At 38.8% G+C, this 18,054-nt stretch carries 16 protein-coding genes; 7 read left to right on the forward strand and 9 right to left on the reverse strand.

From position 1 onward, the window contains the following. Positions 1-120: 120 nt before the first annotated feature. Together A9Y75_RS07415 and hemF are read right to left on the reverse strand one after the other, a co-directional pair. Entirely contained in the window at positions 121-969 is an 849-nt protein-coding gene (locus A9Y75_RS07415; protein ID WP_071188937.1) for a fatty acid desaturase, read from the reverse strand. 77 nt (positions 970-1,046) lie between these two features. Beyond that, entirely contained in the window at positions 1,047-2,123 is a 1,077-nt protein-coding gene (hemF, locus tag A9Y75_RS07420) for an oxygen-dependent coproporphyrinogen oxidase (RefSeq protein ID WP_071188938.1), read from the reverse strand. A 326-nt stretch (positions 2,124-2,449) separates the two neighbouring features. Between hemF and acsF the strand changes: the two genes are divergently transcribed. Then, a complete protein-coding gene (acsF, locus tag A9Y75_RS07425) occupies positions 2,450-3,505 on the forward strand; it encodes a magnesium-protoporphyrin IX monomethyl ester (oxidative) cyclase (RefSeq protein ID WP_071188939.1) in 1,056 nt (351 codons plus the stop codon). Between the two features lie 148 nt (positions 3,506-3,653). On the opposite strand, the gene A9Y75_RS29025 is transcribed toward acsF, so the two are convergent. From A9Y75_RS29025 to A9Y75_RS07440, 3 genes are all read right to left on the reverse strand, one after another. Next, positions 3,654-3,932: a hypothetical protein gene (locus tag A9Y75_RS29025; RefSeq protein WP_201788398.1), complete on the reverse strand. Its 279-nt coding sequence runs from the start codon at positions 3,930-3,932 to the stop codon at positions 3,654-3,656. Positions 3,933-3,994: 62 nt separating this feature from the next. Beyond that, positions 3,995-4,510, reverse strand: coding sequence for a GIY-YIG nuclease family protein (locus A9Y75_RS29030; RefSeq protein WP_071188941.1), 516 nt, complete (start codon positions 4,508-4,510; stop codon positions 3,995-3,997). Between the two features lie 121 nt (positions 4,511-4,631). Beyond that, entirely contained in the window at positions 4,632-5,345 is a 714-nt protein-coding gene (locus tag A9Y75_RS07440; RefSeq protein ID WP_071188942.1) for a pentapeptide repeat-containing protein, read from the reverse strand. A 259-nt stretch (positions 5,346-5,604) separates the two neighbouring features. On the opposite strand from A9Y75_RS07440, the gene A9Y75_RS07445 reads away from it, so the two are divergent. Both A9Y75_RS07445 and A9Y75_RS07450 read left to right on the forward strand, forming a co-directional pair. Continuing rightward, the gene (locus A9Y75_RS07445; protein WP_071188943.1) at positions 5,605-5,967 is read left to right on the forward strand and encodes a metalloregulator ArsR/SmtB family transcription factor; all 363 of its coding nucleotides are present in this window, start codon (positions 5,605-5,607) and stop codon (positions 5,965-5,967) included. A 665-nt stretch (positions 5,968-6,632) separates the two neighbouring features. Then, the gene (locus A9Y75_RS07450; RefSeq protein ID WP_071188944.1) at positions 6,633-8,222 is read left to right on the forward strand and encodes a helix-turn-helix domain-containing protein; all 1,590 of its coding nucleotides are present in this window, start codon (positions 6,633-6,635) and stop codon (positions 8,220-8,222) included. Between the two features lie 121 nt (positions 8,223-8,343). Here the strand turns inward: A9Y75_RS07450 and A9Y75_RS07455 are convergent, their stop codons facing one another. Continuing rightward, positions 8,344-9,327, reverse strand: a complete 984-nt coding sequence (locus A9Y75_RS07455; protein ID WP_071188945.1) for a sucrase ferredoxin — start codon at positions 9,325-9,327, stop codon at positions 8,344-8,346. A gap of 1,867 nt (positions 9,328-11,194) precedes the next feature. Between A9Y75_RS07455 and A9Y75_RS07465 the strand changes: the two genes are divergently transcribed. Both A9Y75_RS07465 and A9Y75_RS07470 read left to right on the forward strand, forming a co-directional pair. Beyond that, positions 11,195-11,785: a hypothetical protein gene (locus tag A9Y75_RS07465; protein ID WP_071188947.1), complete on the forward strand. Its 591-nt coding sequence runs from the start codon at positions 11,195-11,197 to the stop codon at positions 11,783-11,785. 161 nt (positions 11,786-11,946) lie between these two features. After that, on the forward strand, positions 11,947-12,720 hold the full coding sequence (locus A9Y75_RS07470) for an armadillo-type fold-containing protein (protein ID WP_071188948.1): 774 nt from the start codon (positions 11,947-11,949) through the stop codon (positions 12,718-12,720). Positions 12,721-12,738: 18 nt separating this feature from the next. Here the strand turns inward: A9Y75_RS07470 and ftsE are convergent, their stop codons facing one another. The 3 genes from ftsE to A9Y75_RS07485 all read right to left on the reverse strand — a co-directional run bounded on the left by ftsE (position 12,739) and on the right by A9Y75_RS07485 (position 15,299). Then, a complete protein-coding gene (gene ftsE, locus A9Y75_RS07475; protein ID WP_071188949.1) occupies positions 12,739-13,485 on the reverse strand; it encodes a cell division ATP-binding protein FtsE in 747 nt (248 codons plus the stop codon). A gap of 112 nt (positions 13,486-13,597) precedes the next feature. Further along, positions 13,598-14,362 (reverse strand): WecB/TagA/CpsF family glycosyltransferase, encoded by a 765-nt coding sequence (locus tag A9Y75_RS07480; protein ID WP_071188950.1) that lies wholly within the window; start codon positions 14,360-14,362, stop codon positions 13,598-13,600. 406 nt (positions 14,363-14,768) lie between these two features. Continuing rightward, the gene (locus A9Y75_RS07485) at positions 14,769-15,299 is read right to left on the reverse strand and encodes a hypothetical protein (protein ID WP_143046378.1); all 531 of its coding nucleotides are present in this window, start codon (positions 15,297-15,299) and stop codon (positions 14,769-14,771) included. A 189-nt stretch (positions 15,300-15,488) separates the two neighbouring features. Between A9Y75_RS07485 and A9Y75_RS07490 the strand changes: the two genes are divergently transcribed. Beyond that, positions 15,489-16,208, forward strand: coding sequence for a response regulator transcription factor (locus A9Y75_RS07490; RefSeq protein ID WP_071188952.1), 720 nt, complete (start codon positions 15,489-15,491; stop codon positions 16,206-16,208). A gap of 169 nt (positions 16,209-16,377) precedes the next feature. Next, the gene (locus A9Y75_RS07495; protein ID WP_071188953.1) at positions 16,378-18,051 is read left to right on the forward strand and encodes a SpoIIE family protein phosphatase; all 1,674 of its coding nucleotides are present in this window, start codon (positions 16,378-16,380) and stop codon (positions 18,049-18,051) included. Positions 18,052-18,054 lie beyond the last annotated feature (3 nt).

Below are 18,054 nucleotides of genomic sequence, written 5' to 3' on the forward strand. Positions count from 1 at the left end.
TTATTTTCAAGTCAGGTAAGTAGGTGGGCACGATAAAACCAATGTATGTTGAGTTTTGTAAACCACCGTGAAAACTTAAAACTTACACAAAAATTCTCCCTTTCCTAGTTATTCCGTGACTTATAAATAACCGCTGGGTGGGAGGTTAACATTTTTCGCCAAACCCACTATTGTCAACAATTTAATCATCCACCAAGTAATATCAATTTCCCACCAACGCCAACCACATCTTGCTACATGAGGATAAGCATGATGATTGTTGTGCCAACCTTCACCATAAGTGAGAATAGCTGCCCACCAGAGATTACGGGAATTATCATCGCTTTCAAAGGTACGGTATCCCCACATATGCGTTACTGAGTTAATCAGCCAGGTGGTATGCCAGAGAATCACAGACCTCAAAAACACACCATAGATCACAAATGACCAGCCTCCAAGGGCATACAGTAGCAATGCAACGGGAATTTGTAGCAGTAGGAAGTAACGATTCAGCCAGACGTAAAAGGGATCTCGCGCTAAATCAGGTGCAAATCGCTGGTAGCAATCATAATCAAAGAAGTCGCTACGGGGATAAAAAATCCATAGCATATGACTCCACCAAAAACCTTTACGGGCAGAATAGGGATCTTTTTCTTCGTCTTCGGTGTAAGCATGATGCAACCGATGTCCAGCCACCCAGAAAATCGGACCACCTTGGATGGATAATGCACCTAAAATAGCGATCGCATATTCCAAAAACTTAGGTACTTTAAAACTGCGATGACTCAGCAATCGGTGATAACCTAAACAAACTCCTATGCTGCCAAATAGCCAGTGAAGTAACACAGTTACACCCACAGCACCCCAGGAAAAAAACCAGGGGGACAGCAATGCTAGTCCATGAATAATACCGAAAAATGCCACCGACACCCAATGAAGCCGCAGCGGTTGGGGGTTCTCTAGCTGATTTGATGAAAAATTCAATGTCATAAATAGGGAACAGGGAATAGGGAATAGGGGAAAGAATTAAAAATTAGAAATTAATTCTTTCTCCTCACGGTTGCTTACTAAATGCTGTATTCCGGTTCTATCAAACCATTCGCCCAATCCTGGGGCTGAAGAAAGATTTCAGTAAGTTGTGCTTCGGGGCTTCCTGGTTCTGGTTCATAGCCATATTCCCAGCGAGTCAGCGGTGGTAGAGACATGAGAATAGATTCCGCCCGGCCATTGGTTTGCAGCCCGAAAACTGTTCCCCGGTCATACACTAGATTAAACTCAACGTAACGACCCCGACGATATAATTGAAATTGACGCTGGCGATCGCTATATTCCATCTTTTGTCTTCGTTCCGCAATGGGCAAATAAGCAGGTAAAAATGCCTGACCACAGCGTTGTACAAACGCAAACATATCTTCCCAATTACGAGATACATTTCCCACTTGCTGACTGTAAAGTGCCGCTTGACTATCGGCTTGAGAACCTACGTAAAGTCTCCCACTAGCATCTTGATAATCAAAAAATATACCGCCAATACCTCGTTGTTCCTGACGATGCTTTAAATAAAAGTATTCATCACACCAGCGTTTGAAGGCCGGATAATATTCTGGATGGGAAGCATCACAAGCAGTTTTTAAAGTTTGGTGAAAGTGAACAGCATCTTCCGCAAAAGGATAGTATGGCGTTAAATCAGCCCCACCACCAAACCACCAAATTGGACCTGCTTCAAAATAACGATAGTTAAGGTGTACGGTTGGAATATAAGGACTACGAGGATGTAGCACCATCGAAGTTCCAGCCACAAAGAAATCATGTCCGGCTGCTTCTGGGCGTTGAGTCAAAATTGCCGGAGGTAAGCTATCTCCCCAAACTTCTGAAAAATTAACACCACCTTGTTCAAATACCCGCCCTTCCCGAATCACACGGGTGCGTCCTTGACCACCTTCGGCTCGTTCCCAGAGGTCTTCCCGAAAACGAGCTTCTCCATCAAGTTGTTCTAGACCAGCACAAATTTCATCCTGTATGTCCTGCATCAACTGCTTCGCCCGTTGGCGGGAATCTACAGGTGGATTGACTGAATTTGGAGTGGCGCGCAATATTGTTTGATTTGTAGATTCCCGCAGATGATTCTCTGAATGACGACCCATGCTGAATACCTCTTAATCTCTTGGTAAGAGTAGTTACTTCGATTCATAACTTTATAGCTATTAAGCCAATAAGATATTAAGTGGTTACAAAACTTAATTAGGGCTTGCTGATAGCGTGGCGTAAGCCATATAAACCGAAAAACCTTGATAAATCAAGAAATTCAAGGGGATAAAAGGTGAAGCAGGTGCAAGGATAGGCCTTGAAACCATCACAAATCGCTCTATGCTTAAAAATTGTAAAGCTTTAACTACAGAATCTAGTCAAAGAACTATAGTAATCATAACTTGATAGCTATGTAAGTATTAAACAAACTACTAGAGGAATCATGGTTAATACCCTACCCAAACCAGGAATTAAAGCCCCAACTCAAGAAACCGTACTTACTCCCCGGTTTTACACCACAGATTTTGAAACCGCTGCTAATTTGGATCTTTCCGCCCAAGAAACAGAGTTACAGGCAATGTTGGCAGAAATGCGGGCAGACTACAACCGCCACCATTTCCTCCGGGATGAAGAGTTTGAGCAGTCTTGGGAACATATTGATGGTGAAGCACGCCGAGCCTTTATTGAGTATTTGGAACGCTCTTGTATTTCCGAGTTTTCGGGGTTTTTGCTATTTAAAGAATTATCACGGAAGCTGAAACAACGTAGTCCCCTACTAGCGGAAATATTTCAACTGATGGCGCGTGATGAAGCTCGTCATGCGGGATTTCTCAACAAAGCAATGGGTGATTTTAAACTTTCTCTGGACTTGGGTGAGGTTACGAAAACCCGCACCTATACATTTTTCCCCCTTGAGTGGGTGCTTTATACTGTTTATTTATCAGAAAAAATTGGTTATTGGCGTTACATCATTATTTATCACCATTTACAAAAACATCCAGAGCATCAGTTTTACCCAATTTTCCGTAAATTTGAGAGTTGGTGTCAAGATGAAAACCGACATGGGGATATATTCAAGGCATTATTGCGATCGCAACCCAAACTTTGGAACAACTGGAAATCAAGACTTTGGAGTCGGTTTTTCTTGTTATCGGTATTTGCTACCCACACTTTGACAGTTCACGAACGAGGTAGTTTTTACCATTTGCTGGGACTTGAACCCACAGAATTTGATCACGAAGTGGTTCGCAACACCAACGAAACTGCTGGACGCGCTTTTCCAGTGATGTTAAATACCGAACATCCTCAGTTTTTCCCACTTCTACAACAATGCTCAGATTACAACTTGAAAATATCGGAGATTTCCCGCAGTTCTAGTAACAAAGTCGTGAAACTTATCCGCAAACTACCTTTAATAGCAGCAATTGTCTGGAATCTCCTGCTTGTCTATTTGATTAAACCGATTGATACTGAAGCTTTGCGGGGAACGGTGCGGTGAACTTACGGCGTAATAGTTAAATGATTTGGGTTGGGTTGCTTTTAACCCAACCTATTAAATGTCTCACGCAAAGGCGCAAAGGCGCAAAGGTAAGAATTTTCACAATTAAAGCCAGTGAATTTCATACCTGAATTTAGCCACGCCATCTTTATTCGCTATTTTCGCTTTGAAGTAGAGAAGATATAGAATTAGATTGTAGCCACACAAATAGTTTGATACTTCCCATCTCTTCGGGAGATGGTTGATATTCACCCTTGAGAATTTGTTCTAGAACTTGACTCCTAAACCTTGACTTATCTTTTATGAGGTCTTCAAACATAGCTAGTGGAAGTAGAACACTCTCAACTTCTACATCATCCTCAATAAACCTAATAGTCTCGAACCTAAACCTATAGCCAGACCATCTAATAGTAGGTAGTCTATCCACCTCATTCTGGAAATTAAGTATTATATTATTACGTACAGGGTCAGGATTTTTACGTCCGTGCATTATCCACCAGTAAACATTGTGCCTACAGTTCTAATACTTCCAGAAAATCCTCTCATTCCATAAACAGGATAAAGTAAGTATATTGTTGGCGGTTCTTTGTCTAAAATTGGGTCAAACCCAAATATCATAACATTGAACTTGGCTAACTGCTGAAGACTTTGCTGTAATGCAATTTCGGCTGGAGTTATTTTTTTAATTGGTGCTATTACTTTTGACCAGTTTAGCGGTGGTTTGTATAACCTAATAAACTCATTTTCGAGATTTGCGAGAGTTTCTAAATCACGGTTACAAGTCAACCAACAAATATTGAGCCTATTCTTTTTATTAAATCTTCTTAGTTGATGAAATCTATGGTGTGCTTTCCATCTTTCACATAAGTTGACAGTTCGACCTATATAAATAATCTGACCTTGACTATCAGAGATAAAGTAGATAGCTGCACAATGAGGAAGACTATCTTTCTCTAGTAGATAAACTGATGGTAGTTCAGATAAATTGATATTTTCTAATAACATTGCAGCACCATAAATAAAAATGTATGTTGGGTTTTTTACATCAACCCAACTTAACCTAAAACACCAAAAAACCTCTGCGTCACTTTGCGTTAACCTCTGCGTGACTCTGCGTTAAAAAAAATTATCCAGACACTCTACCATCAGGCATAATCGCTCCTTCCAAATCAGCATCGGTGAGAATTGTTCCCGTTAAATCTGCTCCTTGTAAATTTGCTTTTCGCAATATTGTATTAGTGAGATTTGCATAACTTAAATCGGCTCTTTGCAAACTAGCACCTGTTAAATCAGTCGCTAAATCTCCCCATTGAATTATTCGACCTAAATTTGCTCGACATAACTTTGCATTATCCAAATTAGCATGGTGTAGTGAAGCGGCTCGTAAGTCAGCGTAACTCAAATCTGCTCCACTCAAAACTGCATATCCTAAATCTGTGCGATGGTCGGAACTGGGACGAAAATCTGCTTGAATTAGCAGCGCACGAGAGAGTTTTGCACCATGCAAATTAGCACCACATAAACTAGTCTTGATTAAGTTGGCTTCATCTAAACGAGCCTGAATTAGTTTTGCACCAGTCAAATCAGCTTCACGCAGAATGGCACGATACAAGTCTGCTTCACTCAAGTCAGTTCCCCAAAGAATGGCTTCACTCAGGTCTGTTTCCCGTAAACAAGCTTGGCTAAAATTGGTCTTACCTAGTCGTGTTTGACGTAAATCAGCATAGCTAAAATCTGCACCGCTGAGATTCACATTAGTTAGCTCTGCTTCTAGGAGATTGGCTTGTTGAAAGCTGCGTTCTCCCGCCAGATAACGGCTTAAAATTTTATCTACATCCATAAATAATTACAACTCGATGAATAAGGGCTATCACAAAGCTATCCACTAATTAACTAAATAACTCTACAGTAATTTTAGCAGATCAGTTTTACTTCTGATGTGGGGACTCCCGCGATATCGTTGAATAGAAGAGCAAACTCCAAAATTAGCTCAAATAGATAGTCTGTGCAACACAATCTATTTTCCGCTATTAATTGGCAGTTAGTTATAATGCTAATTAGTTATTAAACAATAATTGCACTAAAGATTGACTTTCTCTATGCCAAAAACCAAGCTATCCAATACTGATCCAGGCATTCTTTTGGCGGTTGCTGACTATTTTAAAGTGCTATCAGAGGTGAGTCGGTTACAGATTTTGACTTGTCTCAAGTCAGGTTCGATGAATGTGATGGAAATTGCGGAGGTGACTGGTTTGGGGCAGGCAAATCTGTCTAAGCATCTGAAAGTGTTAACTCAGGCAGGAATTCTATCTCGTCAGTCCAAAGGTACCTGTGCCTTTTACGAGATTGCTGACCCAATAATTTTTGAGCTTTGTGAGTTAGTGTGCGATCGCATTACTGAACGTGTACTCAAGCAGGCTGAGAACCTGAAAGCTGTGCGAAGTCAAACAAGAGTTTTTTAAGCTGAGTGGGTAAGTATTTCCTATTTCTCTAACTGAACAGTGTTGATTTATATAGAAATGCTAAATCATTCATGAAAAAATCTCTTCCCTGTTCCCTGCTATATAGGAGTTTCATCTGGTAATTATTACTAATAGGTCTTCCTGGTAAATGAGTAGACAAATTCTCTTCAGACACAAGTTATATTTTTACATTATTTCATCATAATTAAACAACTTATTCTCTGAAAAATACTGTACCTTTAATGGCAAAAATAATATTGAGTTAAGGGTTAATAACATTAATAAGTTAAATTCAAACTACTCATAATAGTCTCAAATGTTAACCAAAAACAATTTGCTAATATTTTATTGTCAAAAATAAATACTAATGAGGATAAATTTCTAGGCAAATCTTAAGAAATCTTTCCAGGCTCATTGTGAACAATCTTATTGAAATCTTTATGAAATGTATAGTTAATGAAGAAGCAATGAAGCCTGAGTTTCAAGGACTTAAATAGCTTCCCATTGGATACAACAACATACATCTTTGGATGTGGGTAGTTAATCAGGCAAGAAAAAACTTTTCTTGTCATGGAGATACTTTGGTAGCAAGTTATGAATCAAAAGGAGACATCGAGGGGAGACTTGAGCCAAACATCTCAGCAATTAAACTAGGAAGAAGTCTAATGCCTTATACAATTCCTAACAAAAATTGCGTTGGATGTGACAACTGCCGCCCCCAATGTCCTACGGGTGCAATCAAAATCGAAAATAATGAATATTGGATTGATCCTTGTCTTTGCAACAATTGTGAGGGTTATTATCCAGAACCACAATGTGTAATTGCTTGTCCAACAAATGCTCCTATACCTTGGCAAGTAAAAAAAGGCAGATGCAAAGTTGATGCGAGAGAACCTACCAATCCTGATTTGTTTTCTAATGGCAAGAATCACCCTTTTGCTTCGGCAATAGTTATCTGGGAAGCTTGCAATTTACTCGCACAACGCAAATCATTAAATTGGGAAACAGATTCAGAAGGTAATTTACATTATAGCCGACAAGTTAATCAAGGTCGGGGTGCAATTTCTTTTCAGATCCAAGACCCATTTCAAGTTAGCAACCTAGCTCAAGATATACAAGCAATCGAAAATCTAGATATTCGAGCCGCTTGTATTCATCTGATTTTTGCTGCCCATGCTACAGCCTTAGATCAATCGTGGGAACAGGAATTTACCATTGATGAACGACAAATTGAAAAATACTTGGGGTTAGAGAAACGCAAAGACCTGAATAAAATAGCCAAGCTATGTTTAATCAAGAACATCGTCCAGCAAGCTTGCTCACTTATTGTTTCCATTGACTGGCCTGAACGGGGTAGAGTTCCCGGATTTTCCATCACAAATAGTCGCTTATGGCATTTAACAAATATTCAGCACCATTTTCAAGAAGATGATCAGGGGTCTAAATATTTGATTGGACTGACATTTACAGTCAAAGCCGGCATCTGGGCGCAGCATTTCTTAAATAAACAAGCTTGCAAGGAGCGAAGTGGATTCTATCAATATGGTAGTCTCCCCAAAACCGTATTAACTACAGTTATGAGTCTTTGGCAACAGCATGAAGGCGCAGTTAGACTTATGTTATGGTTATTATTTAAAACCAAAATGGGTAGAGAACAACGCATCACCATTCCTACCTTGCTGCGCGTTGCTTATGGGGAAGAAAAAGTCAACCTAGCTTCGAGATTACGAGATGAGCGTAAACGCTTATTACGAACATTTGAAAATGATTTGGAAGTTCTCAATCATTATGGAGTTAAAGCATTATTTGACCCGATTACCTACCCACCAGAAATTCAACCTTTGTGGGCAAAATTAGTTGACATTCCCGAAGATCCAGATGAGGCTTTAGAATTTTGGATTAATGACGGTAGTAATGATAATCGTCTCACCGATAGCGGACCTCGTGGAAAGTGGAATTTGTTGATGAATGCACGCATTTTATCTTTTGAACTTCCCCCAGAATGGGAACAGAAAAGTTCAGAAGCAGAGAAAAAAAAGCAGCGTCATGTTAGGAGTAAAAAAACTCTTAAAAGTACAGATGATTTATTAAGTGAACAGATTTTGCAAGCTCGAAAGAATATCAATATTTCCCAAAGAGAATTAGCCAAGCTTACGGGTAAAAGCCAAAGCTGGATTCGTGATGTGGAAAATGGTCGTCTTAAACCTAAGTTAGAAGATCAAGCACTTTTAAGGAAAGTACTAAATATACTTTAACTTAATTTCGAGTGTAATCCTGTTCGAAATTCTGAATCGTTTGATTCTATAAGTAGGGGGAAAGGACAATGTGCTTTACCCCTAGCATACTTTTATTACTTCTAACTGCTGATTGATTACACTAATAATTACTTGCATAGGTAGCTACTTTTTTATCAGCAAGCCAAAGATTAGCTACAGCATATTTAACAACCACAGATTCTTGTGTAGCATGACAAGAACTTTTTAATGCTTGAGTTTTAACTGGATCTTTCACAAGTTTAGCCTGGTATGTGTAGAGAGAACCAGCGGGTTGTTCAAAAGTTAGTTCTGCTAAAATTGTATTATTATCTAAACTTTGCTCTAAAATTTTACCGGCTACTTTGTAGTTGAACCAATCCCAACCTTGTTGGAGAATTATTTCTCTTTCTAAAATCTGTAATGCAGAGGGCAAAATTCCCCAACCACGATAGACTTTATTCAAAAATTGAATATCACCAGTCCTAGTTAAAATTGCTTTGAAGGAATCTTGATCTAGTACACCATAATATCTGGCTTCTGGAAAATCTATAGCTGTGGGAGCAAAACGATGTCCACCAAAGTGAGTCGATTTCCACATCCTGACATGATTTAAATGTAAATCAGCAATAGTATTTGTAGCGTAAAAGTAAAAAGGATTGCCATATCTCGCGCAGCATTGATCATGGCTACCGTGAGTACATACTAAAATATCTCTAGTTATACTGGTTTCTACTTGATCATCAGGACTACCCCCGGATAACCATTTCCGCACAACTCCTGCCACTTGTTCAATATTCGGCAACTTAAACTCTTGTTTGCTGTAGCCATTACTTAAACCTTGTTGTTTTTGATAAATCAGCAAAGTTGTTGTTTCTATTTTATGCGATTCATCATTAGCAATTAATAGAAACCGAATCGGTAATTTACTATGCTGTACTTCTTCTACTAAAACACGCAAATTATCTGGAACCCATTTGGATTTAAATGCTTCTGATATCCAAGGTTGCGGGCATTCAACTAAAATATAAGTTTGATAATGGGTGGCACTACCAATAATTTCTTCTCCTATTTGTCGAGAATAATCAGAGCAAAAAAAAGTATCCATATAGGTTTACTCAAGAATCAATTTTATAGACAAAGGTAATGAAAAAATAAAATTGTGTTTCTAGCTACCAGTTCTGAGGCTAATAGGTTTACCAGCTAAAAACAGGTGGCCACTTTATAAGTTTCTGGTTTTTTAAAGTCTTTCCGGTTAATAAATCCTTCATTCCCCAAACTTGGCCTCTATCAAGACAGCATTTACGTAGTAATTAATTAAAATTAGTATCTAATTACTAGAAAGCTACGTAAAATTTCGTAATTAAAGATACAGCATATTTCAGGTTGCAGGAGGTACAAAATTTAAGACTAAAGCCTTATGCTAAAAGACTTTCAACCCTATTCCCTATTCCCTGCTGTAAGATATACCTCAGCCCCAAACCCTTTCCTAGTAAGAAAGAGGAGATTAAAAACCTTTCTTCTTCTAGGCTAGAAGTTTGGAAACAAATCTTATATAGGACTCCTATTTGAATTTTGAACAGAACTCCGTATACCTTGATTCCTTCTTCTCTGTTCCCTGTTAAGAGTTCCCTGTTCCCTACCTCTACGAGTAAATATGCCTACGGCACGCTACCGCGAACAGAAACCAAACCGGATTCCTATATTTCATTAAGACCCTCTTAGCAATGGCTTTTATCTGTATACCTAACGGCAGATTTTGACAAGTTTGAAGTTGATCAATTTTTAGGATCATATTGCTAATAATTCTCAACTAATTACTAAAAAAATATCGGATCTCAAAGGATAGGCTGAAAGAACAATCAGGAATTGAACTTACCAACTAAATATTAAATCATTTAACTTAACTTTAGCCTCAACCTATCTAGGTTATTGTCCAAATCAGCCGGAAGACAGACAGGAAGAGAGATAAGAATTTTGATTTCTGGTGCTTTACTGAGAGGGCATCAACCGTTAAGATACTGACAACCTGATTTTGCAAGTTTTTGGACTGTCTGTATCAAGAGTAACAGAATTTAATCATAAAAGCAAGTAATTGATAAAATTTATCATTTTTGCAAATATTTCTCATCTTGTTTAGCTTTAACAAAGCGTCGGTATTGTATTTGACCCAATTCAATCACCAGAGATTTTAAATTACTGTCATAAAGAAGTGAAATTAGCGATAGCGAAGCGCTCCGTAGGAATCGCACTTTTTCACAAACGTGGTGGCAAGATTGGGAAGAATTACACCCTGACTTTAAGCCAGATATGAGTGTCCTGAAAGAGTAAGAATGTCTTCCAGAACAAGAAAAAAGATGCCAAAATCCACTGACTTTTTACTGAGGATTCAGTGTAAACTCTCCATACTTGCCCCATACTTATTTATTATCAGCTAACTAATACAGCAGAATTCAGGAGTCAGGAGTCAGTAGGGGCGTATTGCAATACGCCCGTACAGGAGTCAGGAGTAAAACTGGCGAATGTGTCTAGGTTTCAATTTTGATTCTGTACCTCATTGATCTGCAATCTGCTGTAACACGATAGCTTCTGACTATCGTTAGATTAAGTAAATGTAAAAATACTAAATAAGTTATGAAGATTTAGTGTTGTTTTTCCTATGATTCAAAAAAATTATACTGAAACCAATATGCAATCAGGCTTTTTAATCATAGTGAGAATCACCAGTAAATGAAGACTAACAGGAGTTTTTATGTTAATCTACCAGAAAAATCACGGTCAATTTTGCTCATTACAGAAAGTCGCAAAACTGACCTAAATCAGTTATTGAGTCTGGTTATGTATGCAGAAAGTAGAAAATTTATCCCAAAAATCAGTTATCAAGCGAGTTTTACTCCTGACTCCTTGGTTCTCTTTTGAATTTTGAATTGTTCAATGATGTGATTAATCTCTAGGTAACGGTAAAGCAGGGTGTGATGGTAAATCAGGCTACTCTTCAATCAGATCAAGTCCAAACGCTCGAAGACACTAAATTGCAGCCTCACACAGGTGATGTACGCAACCAAATCATCACCTCAGTTTGGCAGGAACTGTCGGCAGCAGAAATTGATGCTGAACAAGTAAATGTAAATAGATGCTTTCGTTTAAATTTGGACAATCTAAAACCCTTTGAAGCAGTAGATTTTCAATATAAGCAGTGGGGTGTGATTTTTCATAATTCCTTAGCGATACAGCCATCAAATCCAGTATTTTCCAGCAACTCAGGGCTAAAAGTTTTAATGGGATCTCCCAAGGGCGGATTTTTAGAAGCTACTTTTTCACATCCTGTAAACTTGGTTAGTACCTTAGTCACTAGCTCCCAACGGCTAGTACTTTCTGCCTACGACCAAGATGATCAATTGCTGACCCAATCAATTTTACCCACAGCTAATCTTGTCAATTCTGACTCCGGGATACCCCCCAATCAGCTACTATCCGTAACCATAAATAACATCAAGAGGGTTAAATTCTATTCCTTTGACGGTCACTTCACCCTTGATGAATTTAAGTTTTGTTTTTCATCCTGACAGGATATGACCATTTCTATGTGATTAGTAAAACGGGATTACATATCCTAGTTTTGGTGAACAATGCTACAGTACTTAAGACTCTTCACAAATGATATAGGATTCCTATATCAGATAAAACTTATCCATTAAGCAATCTTGTAATCAAGTAGGTACAAACTGTGAATCAGGCTTCGTCTTCTTGGCGGCAATTAATCAAGCGGCTTCCAGAGATCAAGACAGTCAGCCCAAAACAGCAAACTTTACAACGTTTTTCTGAACCTGGAGGCATTCTTGGTTTTCTGACAATCTTTGTTGCCATGCTGTTTTGGAACTGGAAGTTGCTGTTAGCACTTGCAGTTGGTATTGGGGTAATGATCTTGGCTTACTCAATACCAAAATGGAACTGGCAACTAAGTTGGTTAAAAATATATAGGTTTTTAAACAGTACCAACATTCGATTAGCTTTAGCAGTTACTAGTGGTGGTATTGCTACTCTCATTACTTACATGACTGCGGCAATCTGGGTTGATTCTCAAAGTCATTGGATTGCTACTGGTACTATTGTTCAAGGTTTTGGGACGCTGCTAACTCTAATCTTGTTAGTCTGGCAAATCTTCAGCCTTCAAGGCAATCGAGAAGAAGACCATCTTGATCGGTTATTGAACAATTTAACAGAAACAGACCCCTTAAAACGACTGATTGCCGTGCGTCAACTCACTAAATTTCTCACTCGTAAGCAAGTTGATACTTTAGTAAAGCAAGAAGTTATTGAATGCTTGCGACTTTTATTAAATCAAGAAGAGGAAACAGTGATTCGTGAGGCAGCTTTGAATAGTTTACAAAGCTTGGAAGGTTTACAGGTTTTACTATCGGGGAGTGCCAAGCCTTTTGTACCTATATCTGCCAAAGTTAAAGAGTTTAATACAAGTTCTGAGCAGGTAGAGCAGTATTAGTTTGAATTTTGAATTGGACTATTTTCGATATAGTCGTCCATTTTTGACCTGTACAACTGGATGATTACACCGTCTTACTAGTTGCTCATCATGGGTAGTGACAATTACTGTCGCCCCAAAGGTATTTAACTTTTGCAGAATCTGCATTACTTGCCAGGAGTTATCAGGATCAAGGTTCCCTGTTGGTTCATCTGCCAGTATCAAGGGAGGAGTAGCAATAATTGCTCGTGCAATACTTACCCGTTGCTGTTCTCCCCCAGAAAGTTGATCAGGAAAACGGTCAGCTTTAGATAATAAACCTACTAATTTTAAAGTTGGTTCTAAACGTCGTTGAATTTCTTTACGAGTGTAGCCTTGAGCTTGCAGTACAAAATTTATATTCTCCGCTACTGTGCGCTGGGGAATCAATTTATAATCTTGAAAGACAATGCCTATGCGACGGCGCAGGAATGACAAGCGATCGCCCCGCAAGTTTGCTACATTCAAATCATCAACAATTACCTCTCCCTGTGTGGGCAACTCCTGGCCATACAATAATTTCAAAAAAGTCGATTTACCAGAACCACTAGAGCCTGTAATAAACAAAAAATCTCCCTTTTTGATTTCTAGGCTCACATCCAACAGAGCATGATAGCCTGTACTGTAAGTCTTAGTTACAGAGCGCAATTCTACTATTGTCTCGGTTTGACTAGCCTGCTGTTGACTATCTGTTACCTTGTTATGAACAGATGTGTCTGTCTTTTCTGGAGTTTTTAATATTGGCATCGCTTAAAGTTATTAGTTAGAAGTTATTAGTTATCAGTTATAAGTTATCAGTTATCCGTTGTTTACTAATCACCTGTTTCCTAATTACCAATATCTAATATCTAATCTCTAATCAACACTCAACACTATTAACGCTCCTTGCAGTCAAACGATAAATACAGGCTTTCAGGGCAAACTCCGGTAACGCCAGCATTCGTCGCCAACGCCAAGGCTCTTGATACAAACGATACAGCCATTCTAAATTGTTATTCGCTAACCAACGGGGAGCGCGAGTTTTTATCCCTGACCAAATATCAAAACTACCACCAACTCCTATCCAAATTGCTTGAGGACACCAATGCCGATTTTTGGCAATCCATAACTCTTGACGTGGCACTCCCAAACCTACAAAGATAACTTGTGGCTGCAACTCAGTCAGAGTTTGTTGTAATATTTCTTCTTCTTCTGGGCTATGATAGCCAGAGTAAGTACCTACGATACTTAGATTAGGAACTTCCTGCTGCCACAACTCTGCTGATTTTGCGGCCACCCCCGTAGCTCCTCCATAGAAAAATACCGTAGGTGCAGTTGTTTGTTGACCGAGTTCTTGTAATAGTTTTTCGGCTAGTTCAATTCCCGGACAGCGTTCTACTTCTTGCCTTAACAGCCACTGCAAATACAGAACAACCCCTGCACCATCTGGAATTACTAAGTCAGCATTTTGAATTACCTCTGTTAGAGATGGATTTCGTTCTGCCTGTATAGTCATTTCTGCATTGAGGGTGACTACATGAGTTCCTCGGCCTTGTTGTAGACATTCTAGTAACCAGTCTGTATAATTTGTCATTACATGAACTGGTAAACCTAACACTGACGATACCTTAAGTGATTTATACATAGTTTATTCTTAATTAGATTTACACCAAATTATATTGAAGCTTAGTTTATCAAATTTTTTCCCAGGCAGATTGTAGATATCAGCTTACTTTTGGTTTTATTCCCGTTGAAGCTCCAAAATCTAGTTTATAACTGATGCATTAATAAATTAGGCAATAAATGGTGTTAAAGAGAACAAGAAAATGCTATCATAGACGGGCTGTTTTTATGCTCACATAAAACAAAGGTTTCCATAATTCATTTTGATAGTCTGTATGGAAACGAGAAAAGAGTTCTACTATATCTAAACAGAAAAAAAATATAACCGACTTTTTGGAGAAGTCGGCTATGTAAGAATTTCTATTTTCACAACTCAAATCAGAATTGCTAAGGCGGTTTTTTCAGACTTCTGAGTTACTTAGTAAATCTTAGAACAGATCCCACCAAGCTCTAGATTTAATTTGTGTGTACATTTGACCAACACTGCCTCTAACCAACTCAACATTATCTAAAGTAACCCACGCGCTGTTAAATATTTCAGACATATCTGTTTTGAAGCTTTTCTCTGTCACTGTTTTTTCCAGAACAAATAATTGATTCTTAGGGTTTTTACTACAGGTATCACCCTCTTGATCAATTATGCAAACAAGCATTGGATTGTTGGCATTCATCTCAACCCCTATTAAAATATCAGAGCGATTTTTTAATATTTCAACAGCATTATTGCAAGCTTTATTAATGTCAGTATTTGAATCTATATACTTGCTTTCCCAGTGAATTAATGGTTTTTTTTCCTGTGTTTTGGCATCATAAACGAATGTAGTTCTTTTGCCATCTATCATTCCACATTGAAATGCATCTTTACTCGTAGAGCTAGACTGACTGAAAGTTGGGGTAGCTGTCAGTGCGATTACTCCCATCGTCAAACCCAGCAACAATGAACTTGTAAGTTTTATCATGGCTTAAATACAGAAACTATAGATACTGCTAATGGTGCGTAAGTCCTCAAGTATTCATAATGGCGAAAATTCCCGCTACACTACGGACATAGAAGTTGAGCAAACTAGTTAAACTGACTGTAAGTTAAGAGTCTTATGCTTTTTAGGCGTGAGCAGTGTAAAACTTAGTGTAGCTGATGTAAGTTAACTATGAGTAAAATTCGGATCGCGCTAATTGAAGATCATGATCTCACTCGTGTGGGTATTCGGACAGCACTACTACAAAAGGATGAAATCGAAGTTGTAGGAGAAGCCACCAATGCCGCTGAGGGGCTAAAAATGCTAAAAAAATTACAACCTGATATTGCGATTGTCGATATCGGTTTACCAGATAAGGATGGTATTGAGCTAACAAGAGAGGTAAAAGCTATTATTGACAGTGAAGATTTAGATACAAAAGTGTTAATTTTGACACTACGGGATAATAAAGAGGCAGTGTTGGCAGCTTTTGCAGCAGGAGCAGACTCTTACTGCATGAAGGATATCAAATTTGATAATTTACTAGAAGCAGTGCGAGTCACTTATAATGGCAATGCATGGATCGATCCTGCGATCGCTCGTATAGTATTACAACAAGCCCAACAAAATCCACCTAACTCAGCATCTAAATCCTCAGATCATCAACCTTTTGTAGATTCTTCAGAATCAGCCGAACATCAACAGCCGATCCAATCTAACTCCCTCACAGACAGAGAATTAGAAGTGTTGCAATTAATAGTGGAAGGTTGTAGCAACGCAGTCATTGCGGAAAAACTTTACATCACTATTGGCACCGTAAAAACTCACGTTCGCAATATTCTCAACAAGCTATGTGCTGATGATCGCACCCAGGCAGCAGTACACGCTTTGCGTTCTGGGTTAGTGGAATAGATGACTATAATTTTCCCCATTTAGGCACATGATAGATTTGAAATAGCCTTTTGGCTTTTTAAATTTTTCATAAGTGTAAAAGAATGCTGTCTGACGGTTAGTTGATAATCAAGTAATCTAAACTTGGTATTATCGTGCCATTAAAATGAACTAAAAATTATAGTCAAATATGACTAAACCACAGGTAGAAAAGCTCAAGCTGATGGTGGTAGATGACGAGCCAGACAACTTAGATCTACTCTACCGCACGTTTTGGCGAGACTTTAAAGTATATAGAGCAGATAATGCCCATGATGCCTTGGCCATCTTAAATCAAGAAGGGGAAATGGCGGTGATTATCTCTGACCAAAGAATGCCAGAGATGAATGGCACAGAATTTTTCAGTCGCACAGTGGAACGCTATCCCGATACAATTCGGATTTTGCTGACTGGTTTTACTGATGTTGAAGATTTGGTAGATGCAATTAACTCTGGTCAGGTATTTAAGTACATCACTAAACCTTGGAAGCCTGAACAGCTAAAGGCATTAGTTGAGCAAGCCCGCGATACATATCGTCTAGTAAAAAAACGGACAAAAGAACTGCGTCATGCCCTCAGACGCGAATCCTTATTTAACGCTGTCACAAAGGTAATTCGGGAATCTTTAGACTATGACAGTATTTTGCAGAATATTGTTGTTACTATTGGACATACATTTGCTGCTACTAGTTCTCTACTGAGACTCGTAGAAGATGATCGCCTGACACAAAAACAATTTTTCTATGAAGATCCTAACTCCCCAACGGTCAGTCTACCCTGCGACCCCATTGATTTAGTTGAAGTAGTCCTGCAAACCCAGCATTATCAATTAACTCAAGACAAACATAATGGACACCCCTTTCAATATTTAGTTGTACCATTTACCTACCAGCAGAACTTACTAGCGATTCTCTCTCTTTATCATTGGGGAAGTGAACATCCTTGGCAAGAAGAAGACATTCAACTAATTACAGGTGTGGCAGAACAAGCAGCCTTAGCTCTCTCCCAAGCCAAACTCTACCAAAGCCTGCAAGAAAAACAACAGCAAATCCGGGTTGAATTACAAGTAGCACGCCAAATCCAAAACAACCTGCTCCGTCAAACCTTACCTGATCTTGAAGGTGTAAAAATACAAGCTTGCTGCCACCCCGCACGGGAAGTGGGAGGAGATTTTTTTGAAGTGTTTGTTCATCCTAAAGGTGACTTGTGGATAGCAGTAGGTGATGTTTCCGGTAAAGGTGTTCCAGCGGCTTTATTCATGGCCAGCGCTATTTCTTTATTGCGTCGGGAATTATCGCAAGAATCACCAGCCGAGCCGAATGTTGTTATGCAAAATCTCAACTACGCTCTCGCTGATGACTTAATCAGTAACAATTATTTTATTACTCTTGTTATTGCATCTTACACCCCTGCTACTAAAGAACTTGTCTATGCTAATGCTGGTCACATATATCCTCTACTGTGGTCAAGTCCAGCAAATTTAGTCACTCAACCTGAGTATCTTAAAGTCCGCAGCGTACCTTTAGGAATTTTACCGAACTGGCAGGCACAGTCGGGACGATTGACACTTGCTTCAGGGGACACATTACTACTATCTAGTGATGGTATTACGGAAGTTAGAGTATTAGATAAAATAAAAAACTATGTAAAAGCCGATAAGATCTCTGGGACAATAAATGGTTCTATGTTAAATCAAGAAGGTTTGTGGCTACTCATACAAAACCAACCTGAACCACTGTCTCTTGAAAATTTACTAAGAGTAATCCAAGCAGATAATCATGTCCAAGAAGATGACCAAACTATACTTTCTTTGGAGGTTTTGTAAGTA

The organism is Trichormus sp. NMC-1, from assembly GCF_001858025.1.
Classification (GTDB): Bacteria; Cyanobacteriota; Cyanobacteriia; order Cyanobacteriales; family Nostocaceae; genus Anabaena.

What these genes read in the sequence shown, in the direction of transcription:
- A9Y75_RS07415 (WP_071188937.1), bottom strand. Translation starts at nt 969, where the DNA reads ATGACATTGAATTTTTCATCAAATCAGCTAGAGAACCCCCAACCGCTG.
- hemF (WP_071188938.1), bottom strand. Translation starts at nt 2,123, where the DNA reads ATGGGTCGTCATTCAGAGAATCATCTGCGGGAATCTACAAATCAAACA.
- acsF (WP_071188939.1), top strand. Translation starts at nt 2,450, where the DNA reads ATGGTTAATACCCTACCCAAACCAGGAATTAAAGCCCCAACTCAAGAA.
- A9Y75_RS29030 (WP_071188941.1), bottom strand. Translation starts at nt 4,510, where the DNA reads ATGTTATTAGAAAATATCAATTTATCTGAACTACCATCAGTTTATCTA.
- A9Y75_RS07440 (WP_071188942.1), bottom strand. Translation starts at nt 5,345, where the DNA reads ATGGATGTAGATAAAATTTTAAGCCGTTATCTGGCGGGAGAACGCAGC.
- A9Y75_RS07445 (WP_071188943.1), top strand. Translation starts at nt 5,605, where the DNA reads ATGCCAAAAACCAAGCTATCCAATACTGATCCAGGCATTCTTTTGGCG.
- A9Y75_RS07450 (WP_071188944.1), top strand. Translation starts at nt 6,633, where the DNA reads ATGCCTTATACAATTCCTAACAAAAATTGCGTTGGATGTGACAACTGC.
- A9Y75_RS07455 (WP_071188945.1), bottom strand. Translation starts at nt 9,327, where the DNA reads ATGGATACTTTTTTTTGCTCTGATTATTCTCGACAAATAGGAGAAGAA.
- A9Y75_RS07465 (WP_071188947.1), top strand. Translation starts at nt 11,195, where the DNA reads ATGGTAAATCAGGCTACTCTTCAATCAGATCAAGTCCAAACGCTCGAA.
- ftsE (WP_071188949.1), bottom strand. Translation starts at nt 13,485, where the DNA reads ATGCCAATATTAAAAACTCCAGAAAAGACAGACACATCTGTTCATAAC.
- A9Y75_RS07480 (WP_071188950.1), bottom strand. Translation starts at nt 14,362, where the DNA reads ATGTATAAATCACTTAAGGTATCGTCAGTGTTAGGTTTACCAGTTCAT.
- A9Y75_RS07485 (WP_143046378.1), bottom strand. Translation starts at nt 15,299, where the DNA reads ATGATAAAACTTACAAGTTCATTGTTGCTGGGTTTGACGATGGGAGTA.
- A9Y75_RS07490 (WP_071188952.1), top strand. Translation starts at nt 15,489, where the DNA reads ATGAGTAAAATTCGGATCGCGCTAATTGAAGATCATGATCTCACTCGT.
- A9Y75_RS07495 (WP_071188953.1), top strand. Translation starts at nt 16,378, where the DNA reads ATGACTAAACCACAGGTAGAAAAGCTCAAGCTGATGGTGGTAGATGAC.